The 13,696-nt window shown below is 31.7% G+C and carries 17 protein-coding genes; all 17 read left to right on the forward strand.

Features of this window, described 5'->3' with window-relative positions:
- Positions 1-208: 208 nt before the first annotated feature.
- The 17 genes from ATE84_RS09990 (at position 209) to ATE84_RS10070 (ending at position 13,616) form a co-directional block, all read left to right on the forward strand.
- Positions 209-1,075: a hydroxymethylglutaryl-CoA lyase gene (locus ATE84_RS09990; RefSeq protein WP_101447819.1), complete on the forward strand. Its 867-nt coding sequence runs from the start codon at positions 209-211 to the stop codon at positions 1,073-1,075.
- Between the two features lie 157 nt (positions 1,076-1,232).
- Complete coding sequence (locus ATE84_RS09995; RefSeq protein ID WP_101447820.1) at positions 1,233-2,411, forward strand: porin; 1,179 nt, start codon at positions 1,233-1,235, stop codon at positions 2,409-2,411.
- Between the two features lie 124 nt (positions 2,412-2,535).
- Complete coding sequence (locus tag ATE84_RS10000; protein ID WP_101447821.1) at positions 2,536-3,072, forward strand: FMN-binding protein; 537 nt, start codon at positions 2,536-2,538, stop codon at positions 3,070-3,072.
- Positions 3,072-3,560 carry a hypothetical protein gene (locus ATE84_RS10005; protein ID WP_101447822.1) on the forward strand — a complete coding sequence of 163 codons (489 nt, stop codon included), beginning with the start codon at positions 3,072-3,074 and terminating at the stop codon, positions 3,558-3,560. The genes ATE84_RS10000 and ATE84_RS10005 overlap by 1 nt, the downstream gene beginning before the upstream one ends.
- 103 nt (positions 3,561-3,663) lie before the next feature.
- On the forward strand, positions 3,664-4,176 hold the full coding sequence (locus ATE84_RS10010; RefSeq protein WP_101447823.1) for a PAS domain-containing protein: 513 nt from the start codon (positions 3,664-3,666) through the stop codon (positions 4,174-4,176).
- Between the two features lie 236 nt (positions 4,177-4,412).
- Entirely contained in the window at positions 4,413-4,916 is a 504-nt protein-coding gene (locus ATE84_RS10015) for a ferritin (protein ID WP_101447824.1), read from the forward strand.
- A 546-nt stretch (positions 4,917-5,462) separates the two neighbouring features.
- On the forward strand, positions 5,463-5,903 hold the full coding sequence (locus ATE84_RS10020; RefSeq protein WP_101447825.1) for a thioredoxin family protein: 441 nt from the start codon (positions 5,463-5,465) through the stop codon (positions 5,901-5,903).
- A 40-nt stretch (positions 5,904-5,943) separates the two neighbouring features.
- Positions 5,944-6,888, forward strand: a complete 945-nt coding sequence (locus ATE84_RS10025; RefSeq protein WP_101447826.1) for an FAD:protein FMN transferase — start codon at positions 5,944-5,946, stop codon at positions 6,886-6,888.
- Between the two features lie 22 nt (positions 6,889-6,910).
- A complete protein-coding gene (locus tag ATE84_RS10030) occupies positions 6,911-7,123 on the forward strand; it encodes a DUF4266 domain-containing protein (RefSeq protein WP_025666040.1) in 213 nt (70 codons plus the stop codon).
- 65 nt (positions 7,124-7,188) lie between these two features.
- The gene (locus ATE84_RS10035; RefSeq protein WP_101447827.1) at positions 7,189-8,436 is read left to right on the forward strand and encodes a DUF3570 domain-containing protein; all 1,248 of its coding nucleotides are present in this window, start codon (positions 7,189-7,191) and stop codon (positions 8,434-8,436) included.
- 132 nt (positions 8,437-8,568) lie between these two features.
- Positions 8,569-9,414, forward strand: a complete 846-nt coding sequence (locus tag ATE84_RS10040) for a methylated-DNA--[protein]-cysteine S-methyltransferase (protein ID WP_101447828.1) — start codon at positions 8,569-8,571, stop codon at positions 9,412-9,414.
- Positions 9,415-9,525: 111 nt separating this feature from the next.
- A complete protein-coding gene (locus ATE84_RS10045) occupies positions 9,526-10,005 on the forward strand; it encodes a DUF1203 domain-containing protein (RefSeq protein ID WP_101447829.1) in 480 nt (159 codons plus the stop codon).
- A gap of 405 nt (positions 10,006-10,410) precedes the next feature.
- A complete protein-coding gene (locus tag ATE84_RS10050; protein WP_101447830.1) occupies positions 10,411-10,797 on the forward strand; it encodes a hypothetical protein in 387 nt (128 codons plus the stop codon).
- Between the two features lie 139 nt (positions 10,798-10,936).
- Positions 10,937-11,326 (forward strand): hypothetical protein, encoded by a 390-nt coding sequence (locus ATE84_RS10055; RefSeq protein ID WP_101447831.1) that lies wholly within the window; start codon positions 10,937-10,939, stop codon positions 11,324-11,326.
- Between the two features lie 290 nt (positions 11,327-11,616).
- On the forward strand, positions 11,617-11,961 hold the full coding sequence (locus ATE84_RS10060; protein ID WP_101447832.1) for a YciI family protein: 345 nt from the start codon (positions 11,617-11,619) through the stop codon (positions 11,959-11,961).
- A gap of 28 nt (positions 11,962-11,989) precedes the next feature.
- Positions 11,990-12,334: a YciI family protein gene (locus ATE84_RS10065; RefSeq protein WP_101447833.1), complete on the forward strand. Its 345-nt coding sequence runs from the start codon at positions 11,990-11,992 to the stop codon at positions 12,332-12,334.
- Between the two features lie 4 nt (positions 12,335-12,338).
- Positions 12,339-13,616 (forward strand): RNA polymerase sigma factor, encoded by a 1,278-nt coding sequence (locus tag ATE84_RS10070; protein ID WP_101447834.1) that lies wholly within the window; start codon positions 12,339-12,341, stop codon positions 13,614-13,616.
- Positions 13,617-13,696: the final 80 nt, after the last annotated feature.

A 13,696-nucleotide genomic window follows, 5' to 3' on the forward strand; every position in this document is an offset into this window, starting at 1 on the left:
AAATAAATCAATTACTTATAGATATAAGATTTGTAACCAATTGATGTTACATATGTCATAAAAGATTTTCTAGTACACAATTCGAGTTAAATTATCATAATCCCTATATCGGGTGTTGATATCATCTAATATCTAAACCCTTTAAATTTTAAAAAATAATCATACTTTTATACACACAATTGAATATTTCTTAGTTTGCTACTCTAAAATGACCGAAAACGTAAAAATTATTGAATGTCCTCGTGATGCTATGCAGGGGATAAAAGAATTTATTCCTACCGAAAAAAAGGTTCAATACATTCAATCTTTACTAAGATGTGGTTTTGATACTATAGATTTTGGAAGTTTTGTTTCACCCAAAGCAATACCTCAAATGGTAGATACTGCTCAGGTTTTATCGCAATTAGATCTTTCTGATACGAGTAGCAAATTGTTAGCTATTATAGCTAATGTTCGTGGAGCTAATGATGCAGTACAGCATAAAGCAATTGATTACCTGGGATATCCTTTCTCGATTTCAGAAAATTTCCAGATGAGAAATACGCATAAGACTATTGCAGAATCTGTAGCCACGCTGCAAGAAATATTAAACATTGCAGATAAAGCGAACAAAAAAGTAGTAGCTTATCTTTCTATGGGATTTGGTAATCCTTATGGAGATCCATGGAATGTAGAAATAGTAGGAGAGTGGACAGAAAAACTAAGCAAAATGGGTGTGAAAATTCTTTCATTATCCGATACTGTTGGTACTTCTACACCAGAAATTATTGATTATTTGTTTTCGAATTTAATTACAACCTATTCAGAGATTGAATTTGGAGCACATTTGCATACTACACCAACGACCTGGTTTGAAAAAGTAGATGCTGCATATAAAGCTGGATGCAGACGATTTGATGGGGCTATTCAGGGATTTGGCGGATGCCCAATGGCAAAAGATGAGCTAACAGGTAATATGCCTACAGAACGTATGATCTCATATTTTACAACGGTGAATGCCGAAACAAATATCAGAACGCTAAGTTTTGAATCTTCTCATAATGAGGCTACCAAAATATTTTCACTATATCATTAGTCTGTATCAGTCTTAAGATCAGTGTAGTAATTCTATTTCTTTACTGAAGTTTAAAATTAATTTAGATTTAATATAAATAAACTTTGTCAAGTTCATTTTGATGAATATATTTGCGGTCGAAATAAATAAATTATTTGTAATAAGTCTAAATAAAAAGATGAAAAATAAATTAACATTACTATTATTAACCATTACTTTTATAGGTTTTGCTCAGACTAGGCAAGATTCTATACAATTGGATCCTCAAAAACAAATCAACGCCGCACAGCGTATCCTTTCAGGTAATTCTGGTAAGGCAGTAACTGTTGGTGCATATGGAGAAATGCTATATAACCAGCCCGAAGGAGATAATGGAGAACTAGATGTGCAACGATTAGTATTACTTTTTGGTTATCGATTTAATGATCAAATACAATTTGTTACAGAAGTAGAATTTGAACACGTAGAAGAAGTTTTTATTGAACAAGCTTTTGTTAACTACAACGTTGCCGATAATGTAAACCTTAGAGGGGGATTAATGTTAGTACCTATGGGGCTTATTAATGAGTTTCATGAGCCTACTACTTTTAATGGTACAGAGCGTCCTGCTGTTGATAATGTTATTGTTCCTACAACCTGGAGAGAACTGGGTATTGGAGTTAATGGTAGATTTGATAATATCTCATTAGGATACCAAGCTTATATTTTTAATGGGTTTAAATCTACAGAGTCTGATGGAGAAGGTGGAGTGAATGGATTTTTAAAAGGATCTAATGGATTACGTAGTGGTCGTCAAAAAGGAATCAAATCTACAGTAGATAGTCCTACTTTTTCGGCAAAATTAGATTATTATGGATTGCCTGGATTGCGTTTAGGTTTATCTGGATATTTTGGTCAAACACAAGCAGAAGATGATGTAGAAGATTTGGATGGAGCTAATGTTGGTATTTCTATGGTTGGTTTTGATGCTCGATACGCATATCAAAGATTTACTGCCAGAGGGCAATTTATTTATGCATCACTTTCTGATACAGATGATTATAACGCATTAACAGGTCGAGATCTTGGTAGTGCCTTGATGGGATGGTATGTAGAAGGAGCATTTAATCTATTGCCTACGATGAATAAACAAAAATTATTTGCCTTTGCACGTTATGAGCAATATGATACTCATGCAAGTACTGCGGGCAGTTTACAACGAAATGATGCATATAACCGTACTGATATTACCACAGGATTAAGTTATCATATTACCCCTGGGGTGGTACTAAAAGGTGATTATCAATTTAGAGATAATGCCTTATCCGGAAGTAGTGTTAAGGACCAATTAAACTTCGGTATTGGAGTTTGGTTCTAATATTTGATGATTGAAAAGTGTTTTTTACCTCATAGGTTTTGCCAAAGCCTATGAGGTTTTGACGCTTTATAAATTTGGCCTATTTTTTGAGTTATGAATACGAGTTTTTAAATACTTTTGCAAGATGAAAATTAGAATGTCTGTTGTTGTTTTGTTAGTAGTTACCTTTACACTAACTTCATTTACAAACCACTCTAAGAAAATAGAGAAAAAGGTAAATAAAGAAATTACTAATTATTTTGGTACAGAAGAATTTTCTACTGAAGCTATAAAAATCTCTGAAGCAAATAATAGTACAGTCAAATCAGAGTTTGGGAAAGATAATCTTTTAAAAATAATAAGTATAGATGGTTTATTAGGTTATGCGTATATTGGTAATGCTCCAAGTAAAACAGCTACTTTTGATTATTTGGTGATTTTTGATAAAAAATTTTCTATAGTGAAGTCAAAAGTTCTAATCTATAGAGAAGAATATGGAGGAGAGATAGGAAGCAAACGTTGGCTAAAACAATTTATAGGAAAATCTATGGATGATCAAATTAATTTTCCTGGAGATATTGATGCAATTTCTGGAGCTACAATTTCGGTAAGATCAATGACCAAAGCTTTAGATACTTTGTTGAGAAGTATAAAGACATTACATTTAAACGAAGTAATTTAATGCAGTTTCATGGTTTAATACATACTTTTCCTAAAGAGATAAAATTGTTTATCGGAGTTTTTATCATTGTATTAAGTATTGGATATTTTACCGGCTTGCTATTTGTTAATGAAACCTCGACCACCGACCCTAATGGAATTGAAGAGAATTATTTGGGTAATGAAGATGATGAGAATGCGGAAGTAATGAAATTTAAAAAAGGGGAAAGAGAAATGCTAACCATTATCCACACCCATATTTTATCTATGTCATTTATCTTCTTCTTATTAGGAGGAATACTTGCAGTAACTTCAATACATAAAAAGCTGAAACTCTTCTTAATGATAGAACCGTTTTTGTCAATTATTTTGACATTTGGAGGTATCTATTTTTTGTGGATAGGAGTTAGTTGGATGAAATACATAGTTATATGCTCTGGGATATTAATGACAGCTACTTTTAGTATAGGAGCTATCTTGGCGTTTTGGCAACTATTTCAAAAAAAATAAAAAGCACTTCTTCAAAATAGAAATGAAAGTTTTTACTTCAGAATTAACTTTTGTTCAAAGAAAAATATAAGCTTAATACTGTATTTTTGAAAAAAAGATCATAATGAAAGACTTTTTTGATTACGATGTCATGATGGCACGATATTATAAAAATATGTCTGGTAATATATTGCCTTTAGTTTCTTGGGAGTTTTATGGTGAACATCATATAGTGTTAGAAAGCTTTAAAGAAGATTTTAATACGCTAAAGAAAATTACCAAAAATTGGAATTTTAAAAGAGATTATTACCAAGAATTTATTCAAGAACAATCTGTTATTGTTATCACAAATCCTAATCTTAAAATTGTGTACGCTTCACAAAATATTCAAAAACTAAGTGGATATTCACCAAATGAGGTCATAGGTAACTCACCAAAGATATTTCAGGGCAAAGATACATGTGTTAAGACATCTGCAAAAATAAGAAGTGCGATAGAGAACGAAGCTCCTTTTGAAGTATCGATCTTAAACTACAAAAAAGATGAAACCCCATATGTCTGCGTAATTAAAGGGTTTCCTGTTCGTGATAAATATGGCGAGCTAGTCAATTACATCGCCTTTGAGAAAGCAGCATAATCAAGGATAGATTCTGTTTTAAATGTTTTTTAGGATTTCTGAATCACTAATTTCGTTTAAAATTACCGTAACGTGATAACAAATTATAAAATAACTTTCTTTACAAATTATATAGCCTACCAATAATATGACTAGAGTTAAATAATTCGATTTTTAATTAAGCAAAACGCCAAATTACTCTGTTAAAATGCAATAAATTATGTATTTTGGTTTTGCTAAAAAAACAATGTCAAAACATGATAAAAGAGATAGAACAACTATTAAATGATCAAATAAAATATGAAGCAAAAGCTTCTGCACAATATCTTTCGATGGCTAGTTGGGCAGATACCAGAGGGTATAATGGTGTAGCAGATTTTTTTTATATGCAATCAGAAGAAGAAAGAGTACATATGACTAAATTGGTCAAGTTTATTAATGAAAGAAGTGGTAATGCCGTTATCCCTGCAATAGATAAACCAAGAGATGATTTTAAATCATTGATGGAGCTTTTTGAAACATTCCTGAAAAGTGAAGAGTTTGTTACAGAAAAAATTAATAACATCATATTCGAATGCCTTGAACGTAAAGATTATAATGTACATAATTTTATGCAATGGTATGTAGCAGAGCAATTGGAAGAAGAGGCCATAGCACGTACATTATTAGATAAACTTAAAATTATAGGAGAAGACAAATCGGGTCATTACTTATTTGATAGAGATATTAATACTTTTCAAGCTGCAGAGGAGCCTAAATGATTGTTAATAAGTTAATAAAGATAAAATAGAGATTCCTTTTTTTGGAATCTTTTTTTTTTATTTTTGTGCTTTATTTAGATTTAATAAAAATTATATCAGTGCAAAGCTCAGGTACTCCATCATTATATGCTTCTTGCCCGGCTGTCAATTGTGAAACAGCCTGTGGAGGGAAAAAGAAAAAATGTTGTAAAAAATATAAAAAGAAAGGGAAATCTAATTGCAAAAGATGCCCTAAGCTTTAGTTTATAGGGTTTTATAATATATTTTGGATGTTAATCCATTCTTGAAAAGCGGAAATACACACAGGTATTTCCGCTTTTTTGTGAAAAAAAATAACTATTCATAGGGTGTTTTTCTATATAACAGTATTATAAATAGAAGTCGAATTAGAGGTTGTAGTAAATAAGAATAATATAACCTTGTTTGGCATAAAAATTGTTTTTTTAATAATGATTATTTAGACTTAGTACGTATTATGACCTTTAAACAAATTTTAAGTACTAATTAACAATTTGAATAGTTACTATAAAGTAGATTTACATTGATATGAAAAAGATTATTATAATAGTGTTCCTGATATTTTCAGGAATTAATTTGGTAAGTGCTCAGGAGTGGCTAACCAATTTTGAAAAAGCAAAAAGAATCGCGCAGGAAAATGATAAAAATATAATTTTAGTATTTGCCGGTTCAGATTGGTGTGCACCATGTATTAAATTAGAGAAACAGATTTTACATACAGAGGAATTTCAGGGATATGCCAAGAAACATTATGTATTGTTAAAAGCAGATTTTCCGCGTAAGAAAAAAAACCAATTGCCAGAAGCATTGCAAAACCAAAATAAAACATTGGCAGAGGCATATAATAAACGCGGAGGCTTTCCATTAGTTGTTGTTTTGGATAAAAATGGCAAAAAACTTGGAGAGACCGGTTATAAAAAAGTAACACCAAATGCGTACTTAGAAATACTAAGTACAATGATTAAATAATATTTTGAGATTTCTCCTTACATTTTTATGTATAGCTACAATGCATAGTAGCTTTTCACAACAAATACATAAGCGTATCCTAAAACTAATGGGAAGTCGTTTTGATATTACTGTTGTCGATAAAGATGAAGTCATAGCTAATCAATATATTGATATTGCTGTTGAAGAAATTCAGAGAATTGAAGAATTGATTTCTTCGTGGGACAAAAACTCCCAAACTTCTTTAATTAATAAGAATGCAGGGATTAATCCGGTGAAAGTTGATAAAGAACTTTTCGACCTAATAGAAAGAGCAGTTCAGATATCTAAATTAACAGATGGCGCATTTGATATTAGTTATGCCTCAATGGATCGAATCTGGAAATTTGATAATAGCATGAAAGAAATGCCTTCCGAAGAAGATGTAACAATATCAGTGGCAAAGGTAGGTTATCAAAATATAATTCTGGATAAAGAGAAATCTACAGTGTTTCTTACACAAAAAGGAATGAAAATAGGATTTGGAGCTATTGGTAAAGGATATGCAGCAGATAAGGCCAAAGACCTTTTAATAAGTAAAGGAGTAAGTGCCGGAATCATAAATGCCTCGGGAGATATGAATACCTGGGGAAAACAACCTAACGGGAGTGAATGGAAAGTTGCGATTACTAATCCTTTGAATAAAAATAATGCATTTGCACTATTACCTGTAATAGATAAAGCAGTAGTAACCTCTGGAAATTATGAAAAATACGTAACTCTTGAAGGCAAACGTTATTCTCATATTATTGATCCCAGAACAGGGTATCCATCTACTGGTATTGTAAGTGCTACAGTTTTTGCACCAAAAGCAGAGTTGGCTGATGCTTTAGCAACTTCTGTTTTTGTAATGGGAATTGAGATAGGATTAAATAGAATAAATCAATTAAAAGGAATTGAATGTATCATTATTGATGACCAAGGCAATATTCATACCTCTGATCATATTAAGATAGATAATCAATAATAATTTTTATAAAACGTACTTTATGAACAAGTTAATACCAATACTTTTAGTACTAGTACTTTCTCTAAATTCATGTGTAGCTGTAAAAGAATATGAAAAAGTACAAATCAATGATCCGGATATGGAGCTAGCTCTCAAAAAAATTGATCGCTTCGAAACCAATTTCCAAGCCTATAGAGAATCAGCTGCTGGAGCAAATGGAGGAAAAACCGGAGGAGGTTGCGGTTGTAATTAATGGTTATTAACCATATTAATAGAGAATATTAGAACATATTATAAAATCTTATAAAGTAAAGATCTTTGAAAAAACTTCCCTTAATAATAGCAATATTGTCGGTAGTGATTGTAACTGCGCAAGAGCAACAACAAGATGATACCACTGCATACAAAAAAAGAGTATTAGAATCTGCAGAAGTAGATTTTTTGATGAGTTATTATACTCAGGATGGAGATAACGCTGCGGTTACAGGTGGTGTAGGTACAGAAGAACTTACAGACCTTACCCCAACAATAGTGGTTTCTATCCCATTAAATGATGATGATGTATTAACTATAGATGCTGGGATATCAGCATATTCATCAGCTTCTTCTAGTAATGTTAACCCCTTTGACGGAAATGGTACCACCAATCCTTTTGTTGCTTCTTCTGGAGCATCAAAAAAAGATGTGTTAACAACACTATCAGGGAGCTACAGCCATAGTAGTGATGATCGAAATAGTGTGTGGTCTGCCAATGTAGCGGTTGCAACCGAGTATGATTATTTTTCTGTTGGTTTTGGAGGTAGTTATTCTAGACTTTTTAATGAAAAAAATACAGAATTAAGTATAAAAGCAAATGTGTTTCTGGATACATGGAAAGCAATATATCCTTCAGAATTAAGAGATCAACCTACGTTTACCAAATTTGACGATGAATCTCGTAATTCATATTCTGTAGGATTTGGGTTCTCACAAATTTTGTCTAAAAAATTGCAAGGATCCCTTGCATTAGATTTTATTCAGCAAGAGGGACTTTTGTCAACACCATTTCAACGAGTACAATTTGCTGATGTGGCCGATGTAGTTGTACAAGAATTTACATACGGTGATGATGTAGAAAGATTACCAGATTCCAGATTTAAAATAGCCGCGGGAGGAAGATTACATTATTATATTAATGAAGTTTTTACAATACGAACATTTTATAGGTATTATACAGATGATTGGGGGATTAACTCGCATACTGCAAGTATAGAGGTACCTATTAAAATTACAGATAAATTTACACTATATCCTTCATATCGTTTTTATACACAAACAAAAGCAGATTATTTTGCTCCATTTAATCAACATCTGTCTACACAGCAATTCTATACCTCTGATTATGATTTATCTGGTTTTGATGCGAATCAATATGGTTTTGGTGTTAGTTATACAGATATCTTTGCAAAATTACATATCTGGAAACTTGGTTTAAAAAGTATCGATTTTCGATTTATACAATATGAACGTGATTCTGGACTTAGCTCTAGTTTGTTTTCTGGAGGATTCAGCTTTATAATGGATTAATCAGTTTTTACAACATAATTTTTCTAACCATAAACTACTATTACTTTTATTCTGTATTGAAATAAGCAAGTTCTGGGTTTTAAAAATACTCTGAACCCAATACTTTTATACTGTTTTTAAAATTAAAGTATTATGGAGATAAATGAGCGAAATCAATTTCATTACAATCGTATTGCAGAGGCGATAACGTATATTAAGCAAAATTTTAAAGATCAACCTAATCTGGATGAGATTGCAGAAAAAGTGCATGTCAGCCCTTTTCATTTTCAAAGACTCTTTACAGATTGGGTAGGGGTGAGCCCTAAAAAGTTTTTGCAGTATACGAGTTTAGAATATGCAAAAAACATTTTAAAAGATCAGCAAACTACTTTATTTGATGCAGCATATGAGACCGGACTTTCTGGAACAGGAAGATTACATGATCTCTTTATAAAAATAGAAGGGATGACACCCGGAGAATACAAAAATGGAGGGCAAAACTTAAATATTAGTTATAGCTATGCTGAAAGTCCATTTGGTAAAATACTTGTAGCTTCAACTTCAAAAGGTATTTGTCATATGGCATTTGCAGATGATGAATATGCATTTACAACATTACAAAAACGTTTTCCAAAAGCAAAATTTACTCAAATCGTAGATAGGTCTCAACAAAATGCTCTGTTTATTTTTACCAAAGACTGGAAGAAATTGAATCAAATAAAATTACATCTTAAAGGAACTGATTTTCAATTAAAAGTTTGGGAAACATTACTTAAAATTCCAAAGGGTGGATTAACTACATATGGAACCATTGCCAATCACATTCATAAGCCTAAAGCATCCAGAGCTGTAGGAACAGCAATAGGTAGTAATCCTGTTGCATTTTTAATTCCTTGTCACCGGGTAATCCAATCTACCGGTGATTTAGGGCAGTACCATTGGGGTAGTACGCGCAAAACAGCTATAATTGGATGGGAAGCTGCAAAAATTAATTCATAACTAAGCAAGAATCGGGTGTTTTGCTTTTTAGATTCTGATCACTTTTGTTAAACCAGAGTTATGTAATGAATTTTATATGGCATAGTCTGGACTAAATCATAAAATAAGAATATGCAAAAATTTAGAATTGTCCCATTAACAAAAGAATATGCATCAAGAATCAAAGAAACAAGAGTAGATGATTTTGGTTACCCAATTGTTGAACAAATTGCTACAGGTTATGGGCCTTGTCGTATTTCCTTAAAAAAGTTTGACCCGGGAAAAGATATCCGTTTATTGATTAGTCATAGTCCCTTTGAAATTAAAAATGCATTTAATCAACCAGGCCCTATTTTTGTTCACAAAAAAGAAGTTCAGCCGTATAAGAATAGCCATCAATTCCCACCAGAAATCAAAGCAGATAAACAAAATTTTCCTTTATCGCTGATTGGGTATAATAAGAAACAAAATATGGTATTTACAAAATTGATAGGAGATGGTGATGTAGATCTTTTGATTTCAGAAATATTTGATAACTACGATGATATAGCATATTTACATGCCAGAAACGCCGAAGCTGGTTGTTTTATATGTAGAATTGAAAGAGTGTGATTTTTAGAAATCATTTTTATAAATGAAAAGGGAACACATAAAAATAGTGTTCCCTTTTTACCATTTACGTTAATAGATAAGTTATGGGCATTTTGTTATAAAACGTTTATAAAGCACAATACCCTACCTTAATCAATTTTCTACAGTATTTTTTTAATAAATAACATTTAAAATGCTCAACTTAAAAAAGGAAATAGAGAATGGATATACATAGATTTTTTAAAGATACCTCATTAAGAAAAGAAACTCGAATAATAGTAAAATTAGAATGAAGGTTTTGGTAAAAGTATTGCTTTTAATTAAATTGGGTGTATTTACTGCGTGTACAGAAAGATATTTGATAACATAGTATTAGGGAAAAACCTAAAAAAACGTTAAATTTAACCTCCCTAAAATACCCAAATTATGCAATCCAAATTAATTCTTATTATAATTAGTATAGCAATGCTTCCGTTAAGCAGCTTTAAAAATAGCCCTGAACATCAGAAAATGGTTATTGAAAAAAAGAGGGATAGTATATCTCAGGGCGGTCCAAAAGGATTAATAGGAAAATGGGTAATGGATGGTGATCATAATACTTATATAGAATTGAGATCAGATGGAACTATCATAGAAAAATCCTTAGGAGAACCTCTAAAAAGATATTGGTTATTAAAGGATAGTAAACTTTGCCTAAAAGCCAATTCTATAGAAGGAGGTACAGAAATGTGTTTAGAGTACTTGTTAAGAGAAGATATGCTAGTTATTACCATGAATGAAATGAGACTTCATTATGCCAGAGCTAAGGAATAATACTGACAATCACGTGAAGTCTGTTAATAGGATAAAAGAATTGGTGTTTCTATATTTTTTATGTATTTATAAACACCAAAACTATAGATTACCAAAAAAACACTAAATTTATATCCTTATTATTTAAAAAAAATAAATTATGAAAAGACCCCAATCTATATCCGTAATTTTTACAATTGTTATTTTAGCTGTAGCACTAATGGGTTTTAAAACAGAGCCTGTACTGCAAAGCCAAACATTTGAATCAAAAGAAAACATGAGTGATCAAACAGTTCTAGGAAGAGAATTGTTTGGAATGTGGGTTAAAAAAGATGACCCTAAAAAAATTATTCTTTTTAGACCTAATTATACCATGGCAGAAAAAGTTAAAGGTAAAATAGAAGAATATAAGTGGTCTGTGAAAAAAGGAGAAAAACTTGAAGTTTGTATAGGTGATACAGATTGTATACCCTATGAAATTACAGATAGTACACTTTCTCTTTTCATGAATAATGAAAGAGTAGTATATGTAAAACCTCGCCAAGAATAAGAATTTATAGCTATTTTAATAGTGATACTATATGAAATCACTAAAAAATAACGAGTATATGAAAGTATACTCGTTATTTTTTTTAATCATTTTGTGGATTATTCGTAAATTTCATCAACAAATGTATAGGCTTAATTACCTGAAAATAATATAATTTCAAACTATAATTATTACTGTATAATACTTTTAGAACATTTTACTAAAAAAATATAGTGTTGCTTGTCCAAAAATCAAAAAAGTGTTCGTCATAGTAGTGTGAAAAATAAATAAACCACTTAAAAAACAGACAAATGAAAGAATTTATGTTTCTTTTTAGAGGAGATGACAAGATATGGGATTCTAAATCTCCTGAAGAACAGCAAATGCATATGCAGGAATGGCAGCAATGGATTGGTGAAATGGCTCAACAAGAAAAATTTGTTGGGGGCGAACGGCTATATTCACACGGAAATACAATTCACCCGGGAGGAACTAAAGTAACGGATAGACCTTTAACGGAAGGCAAAGAAATGGTCGGCGGATATTTAATCGTAAAGGCAGATAAAATAGAAGATGCTACCGAAATGGCAAAAGGTTGTCCAGGATTACAATGGGATTCTTGTGTAGAGGTACGAGAGGTATGGCCAGAATGTTAGGATAATTGAACATTAAAAAAATATAGTAATGAAAGAATTTATGTTTATTATTAGAGGAGGAGAGGATAAGTATAGAAATAATTCTCCAGAAGAAATGCAAAAACACATGCAACATTGGCAACAATGGATGGGTGGTTTGGCAAAATCAGAACAACTTGTTGGAGGACAACCCTTAATGAGCGAAGCCAAAACATTAACCGAAGGTGGTAAAAAAGTTACAGATCGTCCATTTGCAGAAGGAAAAGAATTAGTTGGTGGTTATCTGATAATTAGAGCAGATTCATTAGATCATGCAGCTAAAGTTGCTAAAGATTGTCCGAGCTTTGAATATGGGTGCAGCGTTGAAGTACGAGAAATAAGCCCAATGGAATAACTTTTTGGAAAATAGAGATCACATAGATCATACATTAAACCATCTTTTTAGACAAGAGTCTGGAAAGATGGTTTCTGTATTGATTAAAATATTTGGGATCGAAAACATAGAATTAGCCGAGGATGTAGTACAGGATGCGCTAGTTAAAGCTCTGGAAACCTGGAAATTTAGAGGAATGCCAGATAATCCAAGAGCATGGCTATATCGTACAGCTAAAAACAAAGCAATAGATATTATTAGGCATAATAAGCATAGTCGAGTTATCGATTTTTCTGATCCCGAAAAACAACTTCTAACCTCAGGGTATACACTAGCTACCACAATGGATAACTATTGGCAAGAACAACATATTAAAGATGATTTTTTGGGAATGATGTATGCGTGCTGCCATCCCGATATCTCACAAGAAAATCAAATCACATTTATTCTAAAAGCATTATGTGGATTTAGTACCAAAGAAGTTGCACGATCGTTTCTTAGTAATGAAGATACTATCTCTAAGAGGTTATATCGAACCAAAGAATATTTTAGAAAACGTAAGATACGCCCAGTAATCCCAACTTCTGATGAGATAAACCCCAGAACTAAAACAGTTCTTAATGCCATCTATCTTATGTTTAATGAAGGTTATAATTCTACACATGCCGATCAGTTGATTCGCAAAGATTTAATAAGTCAGGCAATGTTTTTATGTAAGTCTTTGTTATCAGAAAAACGTACACAATTACCCGAAGTATATGCTTTAATGGGGTTAATGTGTTTTCACGCCTCCAGAATTAATAGCAGGTTAACAGAAGAAGGAAGACTTATTTTACTTTCTGAACAAGACCGTACTACATGGGATACAGAACTAATACAATCTGGAGAGCAGTATCTAAACAAAGCTGCTTTTGGAGATGAACTCTCAACATATCATCTCGAAGCTGCTATTGCATATCAACATTGTTGCGCAAAGAAATATGCAGATACAAACTGGGAAATGATATTAGAATATTATGAACTCCTATTAAAAATAGCTAATGACCCTATTGTTTTTTTAAATCGATGTCTGGTTATTCTAGAACTCAAAGGGCCAAAAAAAGCACTAATAGCACTCGAAAATATGAAAAGTAATAGGTTGCTTGAGAAGTATTATTTATATCATGCAATTTTAGGCGAAATATACCAACAATTAGAAGATAATAGTGTAGCTGTAACATACTACCAAAAAGCAATAGAACTTACTCATTCTAAACAAGAAAGACAATTTCTAAAAGATAAAATTGCTCGTATTTCAAAATAAAAACAAATATCTATTCTATACTAAGATAGTGTCTTTTTAGAAAAACTTGTTTACCTTTTCGGAATGAATTTTTTTATTCT

It is taken from the genome of Aquimarina sp. MAR_2010_214 (assembly GCF_002846555.1).
Taxonomy (GTDB): domain Bacteria; phylum Bacteroidota; class Bacteroidia; order Flavobacteriales; family Flavobacteriaceae; genus Aquimarina.